Genomic DNA, 23,943 nt, shown 5'->3' on the forward strand with positions numbered 1-23,943 from the left:
AAAGAACGCCAGCGAATGCTGGCGTTTTTTTATGTCCGGGATTCAAGCGGACATCATTTTCGTTTTCAAAGATTCAAACGTTTTCGTAATGCCTGGACATGAATCAGCCAGTCATCCAGAACCTCTTGCTGAAACGATGTAGGACTAATCGTCAATTGGGCGGCAGCTGTCAGAAAACTTTCCAGCGTATTGGGAGCGCCCCACTCCGGTACGGACAAACGTTGCTGACAGAATATTCGCCAGCGTTCTTGCTCTTCCAGGCTCAACGTATCGGGAAAGTTGCGTGCTCGATAACGAAACAATAATTCAGGCAAACGTTCATCATCGAACGGCCACTGCTCTTGTGCTAATTGCGCAGGGTCGGCGGCTCGGACTTGCTCACACAGACGACGATCCCGATCGCCGATAAAACTGTCGTATAACTGTTGTTCGGGGTCCTGGCTCGCGGCGAAATCCTCACGGGCATAAATCCCCGACACTTTATCTTGCCAAAGTTGTTGTGCGGCACTTAGCCGCAGCGCCCGCTCCTGATAGAGCGCCATGTCCAGCCCCAAGCGTTGTTGATCTTCGGGACGAAGTACCGATAACGGCGCCACGACCGGGCACTTGTTGATGTGTATGAGCTTGAGTGGCACCGGCAGTTCGCCTTCAGCCAGATCGTCACGGCGGGTATAAAGCCGCTGACGCAAGGTTTCGGTATCCAGCTCGAGCAGCCCCTGTGGGTCCAGGTGCAGGTCACAGACAATCAGCGCGTTGCGATTGCGGGGATGCCAGGCCAGTGGCAGTACCACGCCCACATAATGGCGGGCTGCCGAAAAGCGTCCGGAAATGTGCACCATCGGCTGCAACAGCCGAATTTGGTCCATCACCTTTTGTTTGCTGCGCAACTGAAACAGCCAGTCATACAACTTCGGCTGTTTCTCGCGAATCAGACGCGCCAGGGCGATGGTGGCGCGAACATCCGACAGCGCCTCGTGGGCATTTCCGTGATCGATGCCGTTAGCGGCCGTCAGGCGTTCGAGCTTGAGCGTCACCCGCCCTTCGTCATCCGTGGGCCAGACGAAGCCATCGGGACGCAACGCATAAGCCGCGCGCACTATGTCGATCAGGTCCCAGCGGCTGTTACCCCCTTGCCACTCCCGTGCGTAGGGATCGAAAAAGTTTCGATACAGGCTGTAACGGGTCATCTCGTCGTCGAAACGCAGCGTGTTGTACCCCGCCCCACAGGTACCGGGGGCGGCGAGCTGGGCATGCACCCGTGTCATGAAATCGGCTTCGCTCAAACCTTGCTCGGCCAGACGGTCTGGCGTGATACCGGTGATCGCGCAGGCTGCCGGATGCGGCAGGATGTCGTCACTGGGCTGGCAGTAGAGATTGACCGGCTCGTCTATTTCATTGAGATCGAAGTCGGTGCGAATCCCCGCCACTTGCAACGGACGGTCGCAACGGGGGTTGATGCCAGTGGTTTCGTAGTCGTACCAGAAGATCGAGGTCACGGGTTGTTCCTGAACTGAAGACCGGCGAAGTCTAGGCGCACACAGGCTGCCCCGACCAGAATTCTTGTCATTCAATCACCTCTGGCCACGCACCGTGCAATACATAGTTATGTCGTTTCCCCCCGAGAGGCTGCTAGCATCGGACGGACATCGATTCGCAAACCAGCCACACCAAGGTTGCCCATGTTCGAGACCACAGCACCGCCACGGAAAGCAACGCTGGCCCCGCCACTGGACACGCGGTATCACGTCGAAACGCCCGAAGGCATCGACTTGCCACTGCGCCCGGCCGGGTTGATGGTCCGTGCGCTGGCGTTCGCCATCGACCTGGGCCTGCGCGGCTTGATCCTGGGCCTGCTGTTTATGGTGCTGATGTTTCTCGGGAAACTCGGCGCCGGGCTGGGCTCGATTTTGCTGTTCGTGGTGAGCTGGTGGTACATGGTGCTGTTCGAAGTGCTGAATCAGGGGCGCTCGCCGGGCAAGCAATGGATGGGGCTGCGCGTGGTGCAGGACGACGGCACGCCCATCGGCTGGTCCGCGTCCTTGGTGCGCAACCTGTTGCGATTTGTCGACATGTTGCCGTTCGGCTACTTTCTCGGGGCGATCAGTTGCCTGCAAAATCCCACGTTCAAACGCCTCGGCGACCTGGCCGCCGGCACGCTGGTGGTCTATAGCGAACAACCGCTCACCCGCCCACAGTTGCCCGATGTCCCACCACGGCGCACAGCCTTCGCGCTGACGCTGACCGAACAACGCGCCATCCTCGGGTTTGCCGAGCGCCAGAGTGAACTCTCCGAAGCACGGATCAACGAGCTCGCCTCGATACTTGCGCAACCGTTACAGGTATCGAAGCCGCAGGCCGTGGCCGAACTCAACGGCATCGCCCGCGGCCTGTTGGGCCCCCTATGAAGCAAAGCCTGTTCGAAAACCGCCACAAGGCCGAATGGGAGCAATTTGCACTCACGCTTGAACGGCTCGAACGAAACAAGGAAGCCTCACGAATCGCCAGTTTCCCCAGCGATTACCGACGGCTCTGCCACCATCTGGCTCTGGCTCAGGAGCGCGGTTACAGCAGTTTCCTGATTGACTCGTTGCAGCAACAAGTGCTGCGCGGGCATCGACAGCTCTACCGGCATCGCAGTCGGCTGGGTGCCAATATGCTGGGTTTCATCCTTGCCGGATTCCCGCGACTGGTGCGCGAACAATGGCGTTTCGTACTGGCTTCCGGCCTGATATTTTTTGGCAGCCTGATCGGCTTCGCGTTGTTGGTCTATCTGTTTCCGGAACTGGTCTACAGCCTGATCCCGGCCGAGCAGGTCAGTGAGATGCAAAACATGTACGACCCCGACGCCGGTCATCTGGGGCGTTTGGCAGAACGGGCGGCCAGTGAAGACTGGATGATGTTCGGTTACTACATCATGCACAACATCGGCATCGCTTTTCAGACCTTCGCCAGCGGTTTGTTGTTTGGCCTGGGCAGTGCGTTTTTCCTGTTCTTCAACGGCTTGATGATCGGTGCGGTGGCCGGGCACCTGACACACATCGGCTATGGGCAAACCTTCTGGTCGTTCGTGATCGGTCACGGTGCCTTCGAACTGAGCGCCATTGCCCTGGCCGGTGCCGCCGGCCTGCAACTGGGTTGGGCGTTGATCGCGCCGGGTCGTTTGCCAAGGGCCGAGGCCCTGCGACTGGCCGCACGCAAAAGCGTGTTGCTGATTTGCGGGGTCATGCTGTTGCTGCTGATTGCGGCGTTTATCGAAGCCTACTGGTCGTCGCGCAGCGAAACTGCGCTGCTGACCAAATACCTGATTGGCGCAGCGCTTTGGGTGTCGGTCGCCACTTATCTGCTGTTTGCCGGACGGCCCCGCCATGCGCCTGAGTGACGCCAGTGCGGTGATTCGCCCGCGCACAAGCTGGGAAGCCATGGACCTGGGGGTGCTGCTGAGTCAGCGCCATCGACGCCTGCTGATGACCAGTTGGGCGATCGTGACCTTGCCGATCTTTACCCTGCTCAGCCTGATACTGTGGGATTCGCCCTCCCTCGCCCTGTTTCTGTTCTGGTGGCTCAAACCCGCGTTCGATCGGCTGCCGCTGTACATCCTGTCCAAAGCCATGTTCGGCGAAACCCCCACACTGAAACAGGCCCTGCGCCAATGGCCGCGCCTGCTCAAGCCGCAACTGCTGGCCAGCCTGACCTGGCGCCGCCTGAGCCTGAGCCGCAGTTTTCTGATGCCGGTGGTGCAACTCGAAGGCCTGGAGGGCGAAGCACGACAACAACGTATACGCGTGCTGTTGCAGCGCAATGCCGGTGCCGCGCAGTGGCTGACGATCATCGGCGTACAGCTGGAAAGCGCGTTGTGGATCGGCCTGATGGTGCTGTTCTACATGTTCTTGCCATTGCAGGTCGAACTCGACTGGGGCTGGCAGACCTTGATTGCCGCCGCCACACAAGACTGGCGCTGGCTGGAACACCTGACCAATACTTTTTACGCCCTGGTGCTGGTGGTCTGGGAACCGATCTATGTGGCCTGCGGTTTCAGCCTTTATCTGAACCGGCGCACGCGGCTGGAAGCCTGGGACATCGAACTGGTGTTCCGCCGCTTGCGCCAACGCCTGAGCAGCGCGGTCGTCATGCTGCTGCTGGCGACGATTGTACTGGCGCCGACGGGGCAAAGCGTCTGGGCCGCCGAACCGGACATGTCACCGGACAGCCCGCGTCTGCTGGAGCAACCGCTGACCAGTCAGGCGTCCCGAGATAGCATCAAGGCCATCCTCGATCAACCACCGTTCAAGAACAAGGAAACGGTGACCCGCTATCGGTTTGGCCAAGACAAGCCCGCCGACGACGCCGTGCACGATGGTCAAACACCCGCCTGGCTGAAAGCGCTGTTCAGTTTGCTCGACAGCCAACGTTTCGGCCCATTGGCCAACCTGATCGAAGTGTTGCTGTGGGGCGCGGTGATGGGCGCCATTGGCCTGTTGATCTGGCGTTACCGCGACTGGTTGCAGGCGTTCGTCAGCCGCCGGCCAGCGTTGAACCGAAAAATGACGCGACCATTACCGCAGCAAGCGTTCGGCCTGGACCTCAACCGCGAAACCCTGCCCGCCGATGTCGCGGCCAGCGCCGAAAGCCTCTGGCAGACCAACCCGCGTGAAGCCCTCGGCTTGCTCTATCGCGCCCTGCTCAGTCACTTACTGCACGATTTCAACATGGCGCTCAAACCCGCCGACACCGAAGGCGAGGTGCTTCAGCGCATCGAACAACTGCAACAGCCAGCCTTGCTGGCCTTCAGCAAAAACCTGACCGCGCACTGGCAGAACATGGCCTACGGGCATCGCCTGCCACCGGCGCATTTGCAACAGGAGCTCTGTGACGGCTGGCGCGTGTTGTTCGGCCCGGGAGCAACCCGTTGAACCGCAGGGGGTGGCAGGCGGTCGGCGTATTCATCGCCGTGCTCTTGGGCGCGCTGAGTGTTTACCTCTACTTCAAGGCCATGCCCTATCAAGAAGACATCGATCACGGCCCTTCCCCCGAAGCCCAGGCCAACCCCTACCTGGCGGCCGAGCACTTTCTGCGCCGACAGGGCCTGACCGTCAGCCATGCCGACAACCTCGACATCCTGCCGACCATTGAGCCCCGTCAGCACAGTTTGCTGTTGCTCGGCGACCGATCGAACATGTCCCCGCGACAGGTGGATCAGGTGCTGAACTGGACCCGGGCCGGTGGACGTCTGTTATTCGTCGCCGAAGCCCTGTGGGATGAAAAAACCGGTCAGAGCAATGACCTGCTGCTCGATCGGGTGCAGTTGCACCAGTTCCTGAGCAAAGACCTCAAGGACTCGCCTCCCGATCTGCGCGATGATCCCTACCCCAAACTGACCAAGCTCTATCTGGAAAACGAAGAGGCGCCGGCCTACTTCAGCTTCGATACCGCGTTCCACCTCGACGACCCGAAAAACCTCGCCCAGGCCTGGGCCAACAGTGGCAAGGCCACGCACATGATGCAGCTGAGCCACGGGCTGGGTTCGATCACCGTGGTGACCGATGCCGACCTCTGGAAAAGCCCCGCCATCGGCCAATACGACAACGCCTGGCTGCTGTGGTACCTGGCGGCCGACACCGATGTGACCTTGCTGTTCAATACCGATCACGACAGCTTGCTGACGTTGCTGTGGCGCTATTTTGCGCAAGCCTTGGTGGCCCTGATCGCCTTGATCGCTTTGGGGTTCTGGCACGTTGGCGTGCGCAATGGCCCGTTGCTGGAACCGGCTCCAAGAGCCCGCCGGCAACTTCAGGAACACCTGCGCGCCAGCGCCGATTTCAGGCTGCGCCGCAGCGGTCAGCACAGCCTGTTGCAAGCCTTGCAGCAAGACATCCTGCGCCGTGTCCGCCACCGACACCCCGGTTTTGAACAACTCGGCGTCGCCGAACAATGGCTGGTGCTCGCACGCCTGACCGGCCAACCCACACGCGCCATCAGCCAGGCCATGAGCCCGCGACCGAAACAGCGGCTGTCCAGCGCTGAATTCAGCCGTCAGGTCGCCCACCTGCAAACCTTGAGGAACGCCTTATGAGTGAACAGATCGAGCCCGGCACCCAGACCCACGCCGCCCAGCAGCGCCAGCGCGCCAGCCAGTTGGCCCAGGCGATAAGAACGGAATTGCAAAAAGCCGTGATCGGCCAGAACGGCGTGATCGACGACGTGCTCACCGCCATGATCGCCGGCGGCCATGTGCTGCTCGAAGGCGTGCCGGGGTTGGGCAAGACCTTGCTGGTGCGCGCCCTCGCCCGTTGCTTCGGTGGCGAATACGCGCGCATCCAGTTCACCCCCGACCTGATGCCCAGCGACGTCACCGGGCACGCGGTGTACGACTTGCAGACCGAGCAATTCAAACTGCGCAAAGGCCCGTTGTTCACCAACTTGCTGCTGGCCGATGAAATCAACCGCGCCCCGGCGAAAACCCAGGCCGCGCTGCTCGAAGCCATGCAGGAACGCCAGGTCACCCTCGAAGGCCGCGCCCTGCCCATCGCGCAACCGTTCATGGTGCTGGCCACGCAAAACCCCATCGAACAGGAAGGCACTTACCCGTTACCGGAAGCCGAGCTCGACCGCTTCATGCTCAAAGTGCGCATGGACTACCCCGAGACCGATCAGGAATTGGACATGGTGCGTCAGGTCAGTCGCTCGACCCGCGCCGACATGCTCGACGTGCAACCGCTGCGCACCGTGTTGCAAGCCAAGGACGTGCTGGCCTTGCAGCGCATCGCCAGCGATCTGCCGCTGGACGATCAGGTGCTCGATTACGCCGTGCGCCTGGCCCGCACCACTCGCACCTGGCCGGGCTTGACCCTCGGCGCCGGGCCTCGCGCCTCCATCGCCCTGGTGCGTTGCGCCCGCGCCCGTGCGCTGCTGCGAGGTGGCGACTTCGTGATTCCCGATGACATCAAAGGCTGCGCCCTCGCGGTACTGCGTCACCGGGTGCGGATTGCCCCGGAGCTGGATATCGAAGGGCTGGACGTCGATCAGGTGCTCAAGCAACTGCTCGAACAAGTGCCGGCGCCACGCCTGTGAACATGGCCATGCGAACCACCCCTGTGGCGAGGGGGCTTGCCCCCGTTGGGTTGCGAAGCGACCCCAAAACCTACAATCGCATGTCGACAGACACACCGCGTTTGTCGGGTTTACGACTGCTTCGCAGCCGAACGCGGGCAAGCCCGCTCGCCACAGAATTACCGTGCCAGACCAACCCTTGCCACGAGGTCGCGACGCCATGAAACCCTCGCGCCTGCTGCTGATCTGGCTTGCCATCCTGCTCGCCATCGGCATCGTGCTGGGCACCTTGCGGGCTTTGGAGTTCGACGTTCCATCAACCCTGTTGTCGATCAACTGGGGATTGCTGCTAGCCCTGCTGGCCCTGGCGATACTCGACGCCATTCGCCTCAAGCGTTTGCCCTCACCGCGCCTCCAGCGACAAATGCCCGGCAGCCTGGCACTCGGTCGATGGAGCGAAGTGCGACTGGAAGTCGAGCATAATTTTACCCAGCCACTGAACATTCAGGTCTTCGACCATGTACCCGACGGCCTGAGCTTCGAACACCTTCCTCTGTCGGTTGAATTGCAACCCGGCCAACAGAGCCAGATCGGCTACCGCCTGCGCCCGCTCAAGCGCGGCCACTTCAGCTTCGAACACTGCGAGATCAACCTGCCGAGTCCCATGGGCCTGTGGTCCGACAAACGTCTGCTCAACCTGCTCGACAATACCCGCGTCTACCCCGACTTCGCCCGCCTCTACGGCGGCGAACTGCTGGCGGTGGACAACTGGCTCAGCCAACTCGGCGTACGCCAGCGCCAACGTCGCGGCCTGGGTCTGGAATTCCATCAGCTGCGCGAATTCCGCGAAGGCGACAGCCTGCGCCAGATCGACTGGAAAGCCACCGCCCGCCAACGCACGCCCATCGCCCGCGAATACCAGGACGAGCGCGACCAGCAAATCATCTTCATGCTCGATTGCGGCCGCCGCATGCGCAGCCAGGATGGCGAACTCGCCCATTTCGATCACGCACTCAACGCCTGCCTGTTGCTCAGCTACATCGCCCTGCGCCAAGGCGATGCAGTGGGCCTGAGCACCTTCGCCAGCGATCGAGCGCATTACCTCGCCCCGGTCAAAGGCACGGGCCAGCTCAATGTATTGCTCAACAGTGTCTACGACCTCGACAGCACCCAGCGCCCCGCCGACTACCAGGCTGCCGCCACGCAACTACTGGCCCGACAAAAACGCCGGGCGCTGGTGGTGCTGGTGACCAACCTGCGGGATGAAGACGATGAAGAATTGCTGACTGCGGTCAAACGCCTAAGCAAGCTGCATAGGGTGTTGGTGGCGAGTTTGCGTGAAGACTTGCTCGATAGCCTGCGGCATGCGCCGGTGCAGACTTTGCCAGAGGCGCTGGCCTATTGCGGGACGGTGGATTATTTGAATGACCGGGCGCAGCTCCATGAGCGGTTGAGTGCTCATGGAGTGCCGGTGGTGGATGCTCGGCCCCAAGAGTTGGGGGCCGAGTTGGTGACGCGGTATCTATGCTGGAAAAGGGCGGGCGAAATTTAACGACTCTCTTTTCGCTATTCGGTCGTTGAACTATTCATTTTTAGATTCGAAACCCCATTTCGTGTAGGTAGTTGGCCGCACCTATAAGAATTCCAGGAAAAAGAGTGCCAAAAATCTGTGAGACATGAATTTTGGCAATGCCGTCAGCCCCTGTAATCGTAGGTTCAAGTACCAAATCATCAACACGCCAAAAGACTGTTTTCCCTTCAATTGGCATCAGGTGGCCGTCTGTAATGAACGCTTCGAAAATTCCATTCCCAAGTCTTCCCACTCGACTGATTCGCGGCGCATCCAAGCCTACCACTTCAATATCAATAGATTTCGTCTCTGGGCTATCATCAATGTAAGTTGTGAGAGGAAAGACACCAATTTCACTCGATCTAATGGTTGCTTGGGATTTTCCCGTAGCGTGAGTAATAGTAGAAGGTAGGGTCGCCCACGGGAAAGTCCAATGAATCGTTATTCCGGGCCAACCTTTACCATCATTCGATGCAACCACTGATACCTCCGCGTAAATAGGGAAACCCGAATGAACTACATAATTGGCGTTTAATTTTTCAATTACCGGTACAACGGCTTCCACCAAAAACACCACTAACGCGCTATCCCAGCCTCCCTCACCGCCACGCACTGAAGCCGTCAACAGCTTTTTACCGGACGTTTCAAGCCTGAATCGAACCGTCGCCTTCCCATCAGCCTCAGTTACAGTCGGCGTGAGCCAAACACCATCGACCTCCCACATGACCTCGACGTTTTCGAGCGCCAGACCGGTGAACGCCGAAACAATAGTGGCCTGCGCCTCCACTTCGTCCCCCGGATAAGTGCCGGACTGGGTAATGATCAACGCACTGACCTCCCGCGGTTCACTCATCTCGAACGGGAACGAGAGCCTCTGTGCATAAATCCCCTCCCCCACTGTCGCCGTCAATTCCGTCGGACCGGAAATCGTAGGGATAAAGCGCACTTTCGCCCTCCCGTAATAGTCGGTCACTGAAGTCACAACCCCAAGGTCAGGACTGCGCCACGTCACCGTCACCCCCACCATCGGCTTGCCACTGATAACCGACACCACAACAACCTGTCCGACAAACGCCTGCCCCCACTCGAGAGTTTGATAAACGCTATTGCCGGTGATTTTCAGCACCTGCGTGCCTTCACCCAAGGACATCGCGTTCGCCGGCGACAGGCTCGCCAGCCGCTCTGAGGACAGGCGCAACGCAAAACTGCCGTCTTTCAGATCGCCTACCTCGAATTGGTACTGCAATCCCTCTTCGCAGAACGGTCGAGGCACGCCGAGCCCTTCCGAAATAAAGCTGATGCCCAGTCCGGCAGGCCCCTCTCCGATCATCCCCAGTGTTAAGGCATGACCAAACAATTTGCTATTGCGTGCGGCCCTTAGGTCGATGGAATGTTTACCCTTGCGACGCGGGAAGTAGGTTTTCTGACCCCAAGGCAGGAATTCTTGCTTATCAAAACTGACCTCCAACCCCGGCCACGGATCATTCGCTAGTGCAGTTACCGTTAAGGGTCGTTGGTCTTGGTAACCGTCGTAAAGACTCTTCACCAATGCCTCTATCCGATGTTCCTGATCAGCGGATGTGGGAGAAATAGCACAACCGGACCAGCCTTCGGCATTTGATGCCACCTCACTGGGACCCTCAGCAGTCGTCCACTTCACCGGCACTTGACCAACAGCGAGGCCGGTGAAATGGGAAATTACCTGAACCCACGACCACGCCGGATCCTGCCTCACGACCGGGTCCACCGCCGATTCACGCAATGCTCCGATCCTGACTTTGTTATGCGCGAGCGCCATCGGCTTGGTGATGGCGACGAACGCCAGCTGCGGCAGTGCCAATGCCAAGGCAAACTGGCCTGGTTGCTGACTGGCGGTAAAATCAAGCGTCCAGATCGCACCCGAGTCGCTTAAAACCTGCTGCAGGTCCAAGGTAGGCTGCACCGTTGCACCCAATTGATCGGCGGGCGTCCCCGACCATGTCAGCGATGCCATCAGCCCTACCAACGGGCTCAATTCATTGGGCAGAACGTTGAAGCTATGGAGCGCGCCCAGGCACGGATAGAGTGTCTGGGCGTCTAGCGCAGCCGCCACCTGATCGAGCATCAGGCCCATTTCTTCGGTCAGATCCGCGGACATCAATCGCCCAGACAGCTCTCGAACAATTAAAATGCCTTCAAGGCGCAGCTCCAGCTCAAACAGGCTGCTGGTGCTGTTAACGACCGGTGAGACGAGTTTCCATTCCACACCAGTTGCCACTAGAGGCTTGGGCGTTTCCAGCTCGCCGGGTATCAGTCCGATAGCCGGTGCGTCCCCTCGCCAGTGCAGACTGATGTTTTTTCCAACCCACTCGCTGCCCTGGACAGGCTCGACCTTCAGGGTATGTGTCTGGCCACGTCGACAAAGCACGCCGAGCGTATGGCGATCGACCTCCACCCCATCCAGCAGGATCTTGACTTCACTTTTCCAGGGGCTGGTCGCAATGGCTTTCACTTCGAAAGTCTGCTCTACCGCAATGGCCTCCGCATGCGCTTTGATACTGGCAACAACATCCTGTCCCCCTTCGGTTTTCGGCGTAAAGAAAAAACCGGCCCAACCACCAGCGCCCGTTTTGACAGTGAATACCGCCCCGTCCGGGGTCTTCCAGTCGACCAGCGCATTGACCACCGGATCACCGGAAGTGAAATGCACCACCTGAATCCGCAACAGCACACTTTCGCTTTCATCAATGACCGGAAATTTGTTTGCTTCGCGCACCTCACCGACCTTGACCACGTTGCGTGCCAGCGACATGTTTTTTTCCGGCGAAGGCAGCAACAATTTCGAGCAGACAAGCGACAGTTTGAAACGACCATCAAGACGATCTTCACTCTTGAGCGCCCAGATTTTGTTGATATCGTCGACCGGCACCGGCTCCCCAATCGCCGGGCGGACTTCAACTCCCAATTGTTCGACGGGATCGCCACTCCAGTGCAGAGACACATCCGTTCCGAAAAAGATCGAAGGCAGTTGCACGTGAACCGGATAGGTGGAACCCCGATCGGGGTAGCCTGTTTTTTCCTCCCAACGCCTCACTTCGCCATCGTCAACGACCATGACCTCCTTCCATGGATCGGTCGCCAGTACCCGGACCGCTATCGGTTTAGTCACAACACCAGCGGCGTAGTAGAGACTCACGACCGACGCCACGACATCGTAGTTGCCTTCGGCTATCGGCTCATATTCAAAGCACGCCCAGCCCCGTTCATCAGTGACGTCAGTGCCTTTAACCTGTTGGCCTGCGACCGACCAGGTCACCGTCAGTCCGCTGAGAACCTGACCGGTGTAATACGACGCGACTTGAACCCCCAGGAGAACCTTTTGCCCATGTTCAAGAATCGGGTAGTACGCCGCCTCCAGCACCTCACGAAACACCAGTCGGTGATGCCCCAGCGACACCTCAATCGGGTAGGGTTTTGCGGTGCAGATAGGGATCCTGATCTCCAATCAATGGGCATTCGAGCGACCAACCCTCTTCAAGAGGATGATCCACTTCCCAGCCAGGCACCGCGACAATCGCACCTTGAGGGTTGTCATCGATGGTCAATGAGGCTTTGGTGCCCTCCCAGGCATTATCCGACGCAAGCACAAATCCCAGCCGGTGAGCGAAGCTATCTGAAGCGCCCAGGCACATGTACAAAGTACCTGTCGATGGCACACGCTCGTCGTCCAGAATCAACGTTTGCATCACCGCTTCTTCCAGGTGCACCTGAAGCTTGATTCGGGTGATGCAGATCCTCGAGAAATAGTCCGGAGGCTCGTTCCTGGGGCTGAATACACTGACGCGAATCACATCCCCACTTTTGAATGGAAGCGCCAACTCGACTTCATACTTACGCGGAATGAATTCCAGCGGCTGCCCGCCTGCCAGACGCGCCTGATCCTCCTGAAGATTGCGTGGTGGCCCCGGCAATAGCTCGACATTCTGTTCATCAGTCCCCCCCACAATGCCGATGCGCATCAAACCGGCCTCGGTATGTCGCGTCTCGCACAGGAAGCTCAGGACATAACGCGCAGTGACATCAGGGTCTTTGGGAATAGTGATGTCCTGACTGATCGACGCCCCATCATAGGCGGCCAGAAAGCGAGTCCGTACCCCGTCATACCATTCTGATTCTGGACCGAGAAGATCAGGATTGAGCTCTCCTATCTTCCAGTGACTTGGCCACTCTAAGAAATCACCATTAAGTAACAGTGTCTCGTCGGCTCGAATGATCGACTCAGGCATGATTGTCCGCTCCCTTGACCTTTTTGTTTTGCCCGGCGTTTTCGGCCTGGGTCACCATGTCTTCCACCTTGCGCGTGAAGGTCGGCTCGCCGACCTTGGCCGTGTAACGGATGCGCAGGATGATGTCCGTCAACGAGCCCAGCATCGTCAGTTGCGGTTTTTTTTGCGGCCATGGGAAATTCAATGTCCAGCGAGAGACCACGCCGGTGTTTTCGAAGGCGTTGAGCAACCCCTCATCGGGCATCATCGCGGCCATGCCGTTGTCCGCAATTCCCACCGACAAGGCTATACGCTGACCGCTGCGCAGGTCCAACAGCACATCGGAGGGCGCTACGGCACCTTCAGGTTTGTGCAAATACTTCACTGACTGGGCCGTTGCCTTGGTGGCAGTCATGCTGCTGATCTGGAGCAAGATGGCCCGCACATCCTCGAAAGGCCCGGTCAGCACCGGCAAATCGACTTCGACCGATCTGATCTGCCGGCAGTAGTGCCCCGGATGACCTCGATCGAACAACAGCTGGGTGAGCGTGAACTCCAGAGACCCTGTCCGCCGCAACTGCGTCAATGCATCATTCCAGCTATCAATACCTGTCTGCGGAAAGTCTTCGTCATCAAACAATTGCCGCAGCGAGACGGTTTTGACCAGTTCCAACCGTCGTTCATGGCGTTGCAGGTAATTACGCTCCATGCGCAGCAAATACTCGCGCAAGTGCTCGCCTGCGGTCAGACCGTGGCGGTTGTCCAGCCAGACCTGGGGCAAAGGAATATGCGAGTCGTAATCACCGGTTTCGGCACTGAGTGAGGCCTGGGCGCTGAGGCACAGGCTGACGACCGCATCGTAAGCCTGATAGTGCAACGCCTTGAGCTGACCCAGCAGCCAGCCGTACAGCTCGGCATTGGTCGCACGCTTCTTGAGGAAGTTGTAAACCGTCAAGGCCTGACTGTTGGCCCTGAGGGTTTGCGCAAGGCTGGTTCGGGCCGCCAGTACGGCATGCTCCTGCGCGGCGATCTGCTCATCGATCGCGCGAACCTCCGCCGACGCTTGATTGCGCTGCACCTCCCATTCAGTGCGACGGCGACGGTAAGCCTCAGTGGTGGCTTGTTTGTCCGCAGTCAGTCGCATCACCGACGAGGCAACATCCAAACCGAAGCAAACGGCGTCAGTAACTTTGTCGAGACGATGCCCACCATTCGCCAGACCAAAAATGTTGGGCAAAGAGGCAATCACCGCGCCGAAAGGCTTGATGCTTGCGGAGGTCAGCGCGAGTATTTGTGAATTCTGCAGACTGGCCATGACCTCGTATTCAACCGCCGACACGTTTTCGTCATACAGTCGCGCATACGCCTCGGCCCGCTCCTGCGCCACTGCCCAGCTCTGCACCAGGGCGCTTACAGTGGCGACCAATTGATCGATGGTCTGTTGCTGCACTGTTTCAGCATAGGTTCCCAGTTCCACCAGATGGTTTTGCTGCATTTCATCCTGCTCGGCCCGATCCCGTCGTTCCAGCAGACTCAGCACCTGATTGCCGTATTCCTGCAGTGTTTGCACCGCACGCAATGCGGCCTCGAACGTGACCCGCCAACGGAAGGCACCGACCACCAATCGCCCGCCCATGGGTCTCGGTGCGCCGACACCTCCGGCGGCCAGATCGCGCAGCAGCTGGTTGGGGTCTGTGCGCGGGCTGAAAAGTGGAATCTGCCGCGGCTTGCCGTCGAGGGTGAGATTTTTGCGCAAGTTGTTCAGGCGCTGACCGGGCAAGGCGAACAGGTCAAGCAATTGCTGATTGATCGGCACTTTGAAAGGCTCGATTGCCAGCATTCCAAGCAGGGGTGCGGTATCGGAGGCCGCAGGAAAATCCGCCAGGCTGAAGGCAAGGTTTTGTTCAAACTGCTCCAGTGCCGGTCGCGAAACGCTCCGGTCCAAAAGACTCCCAACCGTGGCGGTTTCCCAGCGGTTTACCGTTTGTGCCGACGGTGCCTTGCCCATCAGGAACTCGGCCTGGACGTAACACAACTTGGCCGCCACCAGACTGTCACGGGTCAGTTGCCGGTAATACCAGTCGCCCCAGGCGATCAGGTTGTTGACGTACTCGGTGAATACCAGAATCTGAAAATGCTCGGGCGCTGAATAGCCGATGGCATCGGGATCGGTGGGTGCCTTCGTTTCAAAGCCAGGGTTACCGGGGGTATCCAAGGGCCGGCAGCGCCAATACAGAGGTTTTGCAGGTGGCGTAGCATCCGCCGGCGCTTGTGGATCAAACAGATAATGCAGCCAGTTCTGCGCCTCCTGAAAACGGTCTTCCGCGCGCAGCCGTGTGGCCAACAAATGCGGCAGGTGAAAAAACAGCTCCCAGAAAAACAGACCGTTGGCACCGTTGAACGCACCGTTCGGCTCGTTGATCGTTGCAGAAGCCGGAGGTGGCTCAGACAGAAACTGTGTCAGCCAATCGAGTACGGCATCGACGGAAACATTGGAGCGCTGGACCAGTTCGGGGCCGAACAGCGAGTTCAGGCGGGTGAATTTGAGCAGCAGATCCGACTGTTTGAGGGCGAGAAACTGCGCTGCATCGAGGGTGTTTTTGAGCAGGGCCGGAGGCGTGAAGTTCGTTACGTTGGCGATCGTTAATGTAAAGTGTTTGTACTTATGGTTGCCAACTTCTGTACCAAAAGAAAAGGTAGGCGCGACCCATCCCCCCTTCTTACGTTTAAAGACCAGCCATCTGGTACTCCAGCCCCCCGCAGTTGAAAAGCTTTGTTTTATGGGGCCATCATCTTGGCCTTCGATTGGGTTGTTCAACTTCAACTCAAGCTCAAGGTTTTGTCCCGGGTAAATCGTTGGCCTGCAAAAGCCCTGAACACATAGCACATCGTCGTCACCCTGACGAAACACTACGGCCTGCAGGTCCAGATATTTAATGAAGTCGTCCGCACCGGGGTCGAGAGTATCGATAACTGTCGGTTGATTCATCAGTGGGTGCTGAACTGTCTCGGCGGTGACGAAGCGATGCAAAGCCGCGAATTGCAGCCAGCGACCATCACCATCGGTCAGGGGCCGCAACAGCACATCGCGCACGGCGAACACGTCAGAGAATCCACCGAGGGTGTTGCGAGTAAACAACATAACACCCAGTTTTCCCTTGGGGTTTTGACGATCGACCCACACGGTCGCAATGAGTCGGGCTCCCAGGGTACGGTCATGTTCATCACCATCATCATCATAAGTGGAATAGTGCAAGTTCAGCGGTGCCGACCATTGGCCATTCTGGGTCTTGAAAGCCAAATTTATGTTCAGCCGATACGGCAAGCTATCGTTGATATCCTTGCCCTTCACCTTGTCCTGCCATTCAGCCCAGACCACACACAACCGCCCGTTCCAGAACACCAGACGAATATCCAACACCTTCCCGCCAGCAGGAATATCCACTGGCTGCCACTCACTCCATGCTGCCGGATTGATCGCTGTGCAAGTGGAAGAAAGTTCAACCTCGGCCTTGCGCCAGAAGTACTGACAAGGCTCCCCCCGTGTGCGACCGACAAAGTAGTAATCTGCTTGCGCGGGCGAAAGGCCATCCATAAAGCAGCTGATGACGTCCAGGTTGCAGGTCTGCTCGAATGTTTGCAGGTAGGTCTGCAACGCCGACTGGACGGAGTCGTCGTTCAAGCGCGTCTGGTTGAGGCTGTTTTCAAGGGTTTTGAACAGGCCGGTCTTGCGCTGGCGCACAAACGGGTTGATGAAGTTTTCCGGGTAGACTGCAATCATCTGCAGCGCCGCCCAGTCCGGATAGTTGCTGTAAAACAACCACGTGGCCAGATCCCGTTTGTCGAACTCAGTCTCGGAAAAGCCCGGCTCCAACTTGCGATACGCCGCATGAATGTATTGCTGAACGCAACTGATCGCTTCGGCGACCCAGGAGCTCTGCACCGGGAAGGTATCCAGCGGATCCATGCGCAGAAGTTCGAACAGGTCTCCCGGCTCCTGCAGAAAGTTATATTTCTTTTTACCGTTTTCTTCTTTGATTTGCCCGATGCTGTACTCCACCAACGCCGCACGGCGTTTTTCGAGCAGCTCGCCGATGTAATCCAATTGCATGATTCTTTCTCCTGTGCCCCTTAACCGGGATCGCACGTCAGCCAGTGATACCGTTCATGCCGGTTTCACACCGCGCTCGAACTTAATGGGGGGGAAATCGCTGTCGTTTTCACTGCCTTCGCTGAGGACAGTGACAATGAAATTTCCGCCGGTATGGCTGGAGACAAACACTCGCGTGAGCCCCTCCTGATTGGTCAATCCCTGCATTGGCCGAATCATCAGCGACGTACCCTCCTCCCCATCAGCGGGCGTTGCAGACCATCGCACGAGTTGGTTTTTCCCAAGGTTTGAAAAACTGTCCATCAGCGTGGCAAAGAGTTCGACCTCATCCCCTCGCTCCACAAGCCCCAACGGTACTGCGGACATGAGTGGGCGCGGAAACGACAACCCCGTCACATCGGCGACAACGTTGACGGTGGGGGCGTATTCCGGTTCAAACAGATCCAGCCAGAACAGCGGAGTGTCCGTGCCCATGACGTCGCCCGGGATAAACTCCGCGATGAGCGTTCCGTCCAACGAGGTGGGCTTCGTAGCGATGCTGCCCAGGGTTGCGCTCCAGTAGATGTTGACACCGCTCAGAGCTTCTCCTTTGGCGTCGCTGAGAGTGACCTTAAAAGTGATCTTTTCCCCTGGTTTATTCGCCACCACAAAGTTGTCGCCGTCCACAGTGCAGGTCATCTTGACGAGCTGTTTCAGGTCGCTGGGGAGCGGGATAACGGGAGTCCTCGATTCGGACACGCTCAGCGAGGCACGTTCGGCGGCGTCGGCATAGGCTGTTTTGTCAATCGCCTCCGGCAAGGTGCCGATCAGAAAAATCGTCTTGGCATCCATGCCGGTGTGCGTCGACAGCACGCGGATACGCATCAACAGATCCAGCTGGATCAGATTCTTCAGTACTTTGAGGCCTGACGGATCGATGCGGCTGACACACTCACGCACTTCCTGAACACTCCAGCCAAAAAACTCGGCCAGCTTGATGGCCGCCGCCTGCTGGGCCAGCCAGAGTGCATGCCCCGTAAGTGGGTTGGGCAGTGCATTGACTTGTCGCAGATAGTCGAGCAGTTCCTGCGCTGGCTGTTCACTCATTTCAAACGCCCGGGTGAGCGCCGTAAGGTAGTAGAGGGTTTTGACCGTGAACGCATGTTTATCGTCCTGGTCCAGCCAGGCCTTATGGCCGTAATCAAGATAGTCCTGCAACAAGGTGGCACTCAGATCCAGTTTCGCCACCACGGCACTACGGCGCCGCACATCGGCCAACAGCGTCAGTAATGGATCAGGCTGTTCGTTGCGCCCTCTTACCGACTCATCAGGCTCCAGCCCGGTTCGTTCGAGTACCTGACGCAACAGCAGATGAACCGTGGCTTTTGCCCAGCTCAGCACGCGTATCGCCTGCTCTGCGTCGACGCCGGTATAAACGGCCAGGCATTGTTTGACTACCGACACCTGAGCGTCCCGAGCCTGCAAGAGTACGACGAGCATTTTCCCGACAATGACAACACGCTGCTTGGCATCGATGTCACCGAGGCCTTCCTTGACCGCCTGCTCGAGGAGGCTGCGGGCGAAGTCCAGGTACTCGGACTCCGTCCTGGCCGATGCCAGCACCAGACCATCGGCGTCGACCAGACGCCACAACAAGTCCAGCCAGTCGGCAGCCGGCAGAGGCGGCACACCGGCCATCAATAACCCGGTGTTAGTGAACAGCGCGGCCGACAGCAGATTGCGTACCTGCTCGAACAGTTGGATATCAAGTTCAGAGGCCGCGTTCGATGGCTGCGGTGCAGACACCTGCTGCAGCATCCACAGCACCGGCATGTCGAAATCCCGACACCAGCCAGCGCAGGAATGCATGGCATAGATGAGATTCAGCACATCCGGCGTGTCCTCCCGGGTCTTATTGATCCGAGGTACACCCGCCAGGCCGTTGACCCAGCTCTCCCCACCCAGCAACGTCAGCATCAGCACGCCTTCTACCGGTGTGATGCCCAACAGGCGCGGCAGCTTCACCAGGCGGTAAAAACTGGAAACCACCTCCGAACTGCGCCTCAGCGTGCCCTTGAGGTCAAGCGCCTGGTCAATCGCCAGGGCCAGGTAATAATAAGTCTGCGGGTCAATGCCCAGGCCGCTGCACAGTTGGTTGACCGTCAAGTCGGTATCACCTTGTACCGGCAATAGCGGGAACGTTCCGTCATCGAGTTTCAAGGGTTCCCGATAATTGCCCTGGTTATTGAAGACCTGATCAAACTGCGACAGCGCGTCCCCGCGACCGTAAATTGACAACTCGTTGATAAACACCGCGAAGTCTCGCGCCGTGCACCCATAGCGCTCGCGTAACGCCTGGAACAAGCCCAGCGCGTGCACCACGTTGTCTGTTATCCACCACTGGCCTTCATCCGCGCCGCCTTGTTCTTCCGCCTTGATGGCAGCCGCCAGTAATGCATCCACTTCGTCGCTGGGCAGATTCAGCCACTGGTCCAGACGCACCTTGCGGTTCATGCGATCGTATCGGTCAAGGCCGTCGGCGTCAGCGGGATCTGCTGTCAATCGGTGAAGGAACGTAGGGCCATCTGAAACATCGACGGGGGGGTATTTATGGGCGTTGATGTAAGACGAACCGGAAAGCTCGCTTTCCGACTTTACAGGCAGCATCACCGGGGGATACATCACATTGGCAGAGCGAACCGGTAAAAAACTGCGAACCGACAGCAATGCCTCGATTGCCCGCGCAGCTAATTTCGTCCGCTCACCGAAGAACGGCACCTGGTTGAGGTTCTGCCATGACAGGCCGTCGGCACCGAAGTCTTTCAAGTAAAAAGCCTCCAGATCCTCAATTTTTTTCGGAGCTTCAGTCAATAACTCCCGCATATAAGGCCCCATCCGCGATGCATGGGCCAGCGCACGCCCGGCATCGGCGTCCCAGGCCTCGGCTTGTAGAAAATAGGGAAAATTCAGGTCCACCATGTGCGCAAAATTACCCACCGACAAACCATAGTGGTGGGTGATGGCATCCAGGGTGACCCAGTGCTGGTAATAAGGCAGTCCGTTCGGGTAGCGCGCCTCGATCAATTCATCTTCAAGCTTCGCTTGCGGATAATGCGAGGTGATGAACTTTTCCAGCACCGAGACGATGATGTCGACTGCGGACACTGATTTGTGCACTGCGTTGAAGTCGACAGACAGCGGTTTCAGGTCTTTACGGCGATCATGCAGGGGCAATTTCATTGCATCGCCAAAAGGTTCTATACGGTTTTGGACCCAGAGCAACAGTTGGATCAGATAGGCCACTGGCGAATCGTTGGACTCCAGAGCATCCGGGGGACAAAGGTTGTCAAATTTGGTGTCGAACAACCCCGCATAATTGGGTCCTACGACCATCGGTACCGAATAGCTCGAGGGTGCTGCTGCGGTGTTTCCACTACCCGTCAGCGTGTGTTCGATAAACCGGCGACGCACATAGATGGCCATGCTGTTGGCTCGCCGCAAAAACTGTCGTGCATCAGCAGGGCTCATCCCATATACCTTGGTCAGCCCCTGCTCACGCATTTCCACCAGAGGAAAGATCGAACCACCCTCTTTGAGGTAAGTCTCCAGGTCGGCATAGAGTGTAAGTTGCTCTTCACTAAACACCTGGTTCAGCAGTTGCAAGGCGGGAGGGGCGTCAGCCATGGTCAGATTCCTTGAGTCGATAACGGCCCTGAACAGCCTGACAAACCTGTCAGGCTGTTCGTTCGGTTAAAGAGATTTGGCGCTTGAAACCGGTCACCGTCTACTGTCATAAATGACAGTAGACACGACCGCTCGTCGGAGGACTGGCGTCAGGACTCCGAGGACGGAGGCAGGACTTCGAAGCGCGGACTCTCGACATAGTCGGAAACCGTCGCGCCATCGGCATCGTCAGTGATGGTCTGCTTGAACCGACACCAATTGCCGCCATGGGGCAGCGGCTGCGTCGCGCTGCCCTGCCAGGCGAAGGTAACGGGAAGATCCGGCGCCCATATTTGATCAGGGTTGAACCAGCTCAGCACCTGCCCGACACCCGCCCTGCCCTGACCGTTGAACCCGACCGGGTCGCTGGTCCACTGCCCCGCAGCGGGCGACTTGAAAATGGGCAAATAGGTACCCAGCACGACCGGGCGCGCAGGGGAGTCGGCCGAATCGAAACCGTCGCACGACGCCACCGCCACCAGTGCGTAGTTACCATCGGGCTGATCGAACTCAAGCGTCACTGACCAGGTGCGATCCTGCTGCACCACACTGGTGCTCAGCACCGTACGCGTTGCCTGGCTCAGCGCCACGGTGACTGTGTCTCCCGACACGCCGAAGCCTGACACCACTGTCCGCCGACTTATGTGCGCGCCCATGACCGGGGTTTCGATAAACGGTTCCTCCGGCACCACACTAAAGCTCAACATTTCACTCTTGATGGAGGTTCGATCCCCAAAGGTTTGCTCTGCCTGAATGTTTTTAAACCCCACCAGCAAAGTTATCCAGACTTTCCAGTTACTGTCGTTGTCCACGGGGACATCCGAAGCCAAAGGCTCAGCGACACCTTGCAGCCAGATCGTAACGCGCCCACCCCGCATGCCCTTCCCCTCGAGCATTGCCGTTCGAGGCAGTTGGCCGTTTTGGCTCGGCACGGTAATTTCCGGTGGTAACAGGCCCACTGTTACATCGATCCTCTCGCTAGGGGCTGATTCCCTCTGATTGCGCTTCTGTACCGCAACAATGTTGTACAGACGAAAGTCCAGATCGCGGAGTTCTATAAACCAGCCACCGTCCCTGGTCAGCGTTTTTGGACTGCCCAGATCGCCGCCGAGTTGAGCATCCCGCAGTTGCATCCGGCACCCCTCCATGCCTTTCTCGCCGTAAACGGTCAGATCGCTGCCCACTTCCGAGCCGGATTGCGGATCCGTGATTTCCGGTCGCGGAATGGGCAGGGACACGATGAAGTCTTGCCATGCCGAGGGTGAGGTCTGTTGCGCGACGTGTTGGGTAACGGTCACGCGAAGGAGGACATCCTCGGCAAAGGGCGTTTCGCGCTGAAAACTCCAGATTGAACCGGTAACGGTGGCAGGATACTCAGTGGCGCTTTCATCACTAAACCTGAGTACAACGGTAGCGCCCTGGGACCAGCAGGTCCCGGTGAATTTTGGCGAGAGGACACCCTGTTCGATTTCTTCAATGACAGGTGCCAATGGAGGGATGGTGACCTCAACTACGGTCCAGACCGGGGAATAAAGACCATCCTTCGTTTGGCGTATATGGATTTCCTTTTTGAATATTGGGCCCTCCCCCCAATTCTCCTCTACTTGACTCGACCATACGCCGTCGGACACAGGCGCATCGGGGGCGGCCGAAGAGCCACCACCAGGGTTAAGTAGTTGCACCGTCGCGCCGTCCGTGCCTTTGCCGTAAATGGTCGGGCGGTAGACCTTCGTATACCCCACCTCGCTCGGATTCGGTAACGGTACCTGAACATCGAAGTACAGCCCATATGACTCAATCCAACCACCGTCATTGTCGGAAACCTTTTGAATGACCACCACGCTGTACTTGGCAAAGGGCCAGTCAGTCGCCGTCGTCTCCCATGTACCGTCCTTCACAACAACAGAGGCCGGCGCTGTCACCTCCCCGCTCACCCATGTGAAGACAATCGTTGCACCTTCAACACCCGTACCTGAAAACTTCACAGTGTTTTCGGAGGGGAAGGTGCACGTGATGTTACCCAGCATGGCTGGGCGGACTTTGAAGGCGCGAGCCTCGCTGCGGGTCGTTTCTTTCCCGTCCATTATTTGTGTTGTGACCAGCGACACCACGCCTGCGGGCACCGTGACCGAACAGCTCCAGTCAGTCCCTGTCAACTTCCCGGATTCGCCAACGATTTTATCGGTAACATCTTGGTACACCCGAACAATGGCGCCCTTGGTTCCGGAGCCCGATAGTTCAAATGGCGAGGTTTGAAGCGAACTGGCTTCGGGGCCGGTGATGGTCGGTATTGCAAGCAAATAGAGAGTCCGGTATCCCGACCACGATATGTCTCCTGCTCTGCGATGCTTGGCTATTATCTCAACCTCACCGCCATTGGGATAGTTCGCCTGATTTAAGGTCGCCACATAACTACCATCGCTCGAAACGGTAGTCACAGCGTGAGTGATAGAGCGATCAAAATTCTTCAACTCAATAATTTCATTCGGGGCCCCCCTTCCTTTCAATAGGATCGGAGTACCGTGCAGTATTACAGCACCTGAATCGGGAGAATCAATAGCAGGCGCCTTGAGGCAGACTATTCTTTTAGGGCCGGTATAAACAATGGGAAATCGCTCATTAAAATATTGACTGATAACAACGTCGTGCACTCCCCAACGCACATCAGTTTTAAGCATGAGTGACCATCTATTATTATCACCGACTGTTTTCGTTTCACTCATGATTGTTGTGGGGTCACCTGACCGCACAACCGTTACTTGGCCTCCGGCACCTGCAGCACCCGAAATCACAACATTAATTAACATACCATCCGCCCCATCAATAACAGGCGCAGATCTCACGCTGAGACGTTTATATCCTAGTTCAGACCACTGGCTGCCGTATTTCCACTGTGTCTGATAATACCCCTCACCCACCGGAAGATCATGAACAGAAAGATAATTGAACACGTTACCCTTATAAAAGACCCCATCAACTATCGTCCTTACATCAGGACCCGTGATGTATTTAATCCAGACTTGATGTTCACCATTGCGTTGCGGAACGTTAAATACAATTTGCGAACTCGTTCCGCTTACCTCAGTTTCATTTTCACGCTGAACCTCCAACCTATCCAAGGCCAATTTTACTGTTCCGTCATCACCAGAACGCTCGCTAACGGCATTGATCTGAAGCGGTTCTTCACTATTACTATTAGCCGGTGAAGTAGCAGATATATCCTTTTCGTCTGACATCATCCCGCTCCTCAGTCCAGACTGTTGAAGTAC

General features: G+C 57.7%; 12 protein-coding genes. 6 read left to right on the forward strand and 6 right to left on the reverse strand.

Going from position 1 to position 23,943, the window contains the following annotated elements; genetic code table 11:
- Positions 1 to 65 precede the first annotated feature (65 nt).
- Positions 66 to 1,496, reverse strand: coding sequence for an exodeoxyribonuclease I (gene sbcB, locus J3D54_RS02050; protein ID WP_253416487.1), 1,431 nt, complete (start codon positions 1,494 to 1,496; stop codon positions 66 to 68).
- A gap of 183 nt (positions 1,497 to 1,679) precedes the next feature.
- On the opposite strand from sbcB, the gene J3D54_RS02055 reads away from it, so the two are divergent.
- From J3D54_RS02055 to J3D54_RS02080, 6 genes are all read left to right on the forward strand, one after another.
- Positions 1,680 to 2,405 (forward strand): RDD family protein, encoded by a 726-nt coding sequence (locus J3D54_RS02055; protein ID WP_253416488.1) that lies wholly within the window; start codon positions 1,680 to 1,682, stop codon positions 2,403 to 2,405.
- Positions 2,402 to 3,379, forward strand: coding sequence for a stage II sporulation protein M (locus J3D54_RS02060; RefSeq protein WP_253416489.1), 978 nt, complete (start codon positions 2,402 to 2,404; stop codon positions 3,377 to 3,379). The genes J3D54_RS02055 and J3D54_RS02060 overlap by 4 nt, the downstream gene beginning before the upstream one ends.
- Positions 3,366 to 4,910 (forward strand): DUF4129 domain-containing protein, encoded by a 1,545-nt coding sequence (locus J3D54_RS02065; RefSeq protein WP_253416490.1) that lies wholly within the window; start codon positions 3,366 to 3,368, stop codon positions 4,908 to 4,910. Before J3D54_RS02060 ends, J3D54_RS02065 begins: the two co-directional genes overlap by 14 nt.
- The gene (locus J3D54_RS02070; RefSeq protein WP_253416491.1) at positions 4,907 to 6,070 is read left to right on the forward strand and encodes a DUF4350 domain-containing protein; all 1,164 of its coding nucleotides are present in this window, start codon (positions 4,907 to 4,909) and stop codon (positions 6,068 to 6,070) included. Before J3D54_RS02065 ends, J3D54_RS02070 begins: the two co-directional genes overlap by 4 nt.
- Entirely contained in the window at positions 6,067 to 7,068 is a 1,002-nt protein-coding gene (locus J3D54_RS02075; protein WP_253416492.1) for a MoxR family ATPase, read from the forward strand. The genes J3D54_RS02070 and J3D54_RS02075 overlap by 4 nt, the downstream gene beginning before the upstream one ends.
- Before the next feature lie 199 nt (positions 7,069 to 7,267).
- On the forward strand, positions 7,268 to 8,599 hold the full coding sequence (locus J3D54_RS02080; RefSeq protein ID WP_253416493.1) for a DUF58 domain-containing protein: 1,332 nt from the start codon (positions 7,268 to 7,270) through the stop codon (positions 8,597 to 8,599).
- 40 nt (positions 8,600 to 8,639) lie between these two features.
- Here J3D54_RS02080 and J3D54_RS02085 read toward each other — a convergent pair whose 3' ends face one another.
- The 5 genes from J3D54_RS02085 to J3D54_RS02105 all read right to left on the reverse strand — a co-directional run bounded on the left by J3D54_RS02085 (position 8,640) and on the right by J3D54_RS02105 (position 23,910).
- Positions 8,640 to 12,101, reverse strand: a complete 3,462-nt coding sequence (locus J3D54_RS02085; RefSeq protein WP_253416494.1) for an Ig-like domain-containing protein — start codon at positions 12,099 to 12,101, stop codon at positions 8,640 to 8,642.
- Complete coding sequence (locus J3D54_RS02090) at positions 12,055 to 12,882, reverse strand: hypothetical protein (RefSeq protein ID WP_253416495.1); 828 nt, start codon at positions 12,880 to 12,882, stop codon at positions 12,055 to 12,057. The genes J3D54_RS02085 and J3D54_RS02090 overlap by 47 nt, the downstream gene beginning before the upstream one ends.
- Complete coding sequence (locus J3D54_RS02095; protein WP_253416496.1) at positions 12,875 to 16,972, reverse strand: neuraminidase-like domain-containing protein; 4,098 nt, start codon at positions 16,970 to 16,972, stop codon at positions 12,875 to 12,877. Before J3D54_RS02095 ends, J3D54_RS02090 begins: the two co-directional genes overlap by 8 nt.
- A 54-nt stretch (positions 16,973 to 17,026) precedes the next feature.
- Entirely contained in the window at positions 17,027 to 20,635 is a 3,609-nt protein-coding gene (locus J3D54_RS02100; RefSeq protein WP_253416497.1) for a Tc toxin subunit A, read from the reverse strand.
- Positions 20,636 to 20,784: 149 nt separating this feature from the next.
- Positions 20,785 to 23,910, reverse strand: coding sequence for a hypothetical protein (locus J3D54_RS02105; protein WP_253416498.1), 3,126 nt, complete (start codon positions 23,908 to 23,910; stop codon positions 20,785 to 20,787).
- Positions 23,911 to 23,943 lie beyond the last annotated feature (33 nt).

The organism is Pseudomonas sp. GGS8, assembly GCF_024168645.1.
Lineage (GTDB): Bacteria > Pseudomonadota > Gammaproteobacteria > Pseudomonadales > Pseudomonadaceae > Aquipseudomonas.

What these genes read in the sequence shown, in the direction of transcription:
- J3D54_RS02055 (WP_253416488.1), top strand. Translation starts at nt 1,680, where the DNA reads ATGTTCGAGACCACAGCACCGCCACGGAAAGCAACGCTGGCCCCGCCA.
- J3D54_RS02060 (WP_253416489.1), top strand. Translation starts at nt 2,402, where the DNA reads ATGAAGCAAAGCCTGTTCGAAAACCGCCACAAGGCCGAATGGGAGCAA.
- J3D54_RS02065 (WP_253416490.1), top strand. Translation starts at nt 3,366, where the DNA reads ATGCGCCTGAGTGACGCCAGTGCGGTGATTCGCCCGCGCACAAGCTGG.
- J3D54_RS02075 (WP_253416492.1), top strand. Translation starts at nt 6,067, where the DNA reads ATGAGTGAACAGATCGAGCCCGGCACCCAGACCCACGCCGCCCAGCAG.
- J3D54_RS02080 (WP_253416493.1), top strand. Translation starts at nt 7,268, where the DNA reads ATGAAACCCTCGCGCCTGCTGCTGATCTGGCTTGCCATCCTGCTCGCC.
- J3D54_RS02090 (WP_253416495.1), bottom strand. Translation starts at nt 12,882, where the DNA reads ATGCCTGAGTCGATCATTCGAGCCGACGAGACACTGTTACTTAATGGT.
- J3D54_RS02095 (WP_253416496.1), bottom strand. Translation starts at nt 16,972, where the DNA reads ATGCAATTGGATTACATCGGCGAGCTGCTCGAAAAACGCCGTGCGGCG.
- J3D54_RS02100 (WP_253416497.1), bottom strand. Translation starts at nt 20,635, where the DNA reads ATGGCTGACGCCCCTCCCGCCTTGCAACTGCTGAACCAGGTGTTTAGT.
- J3D54_RS02105 (WP_253416498.1), bottom strand. Translation starts at nt 23,910, where the DNA reads ATGTCAGACGAAAAGGATATATCTGCTACTTCACCGGCTAATAGTAAT.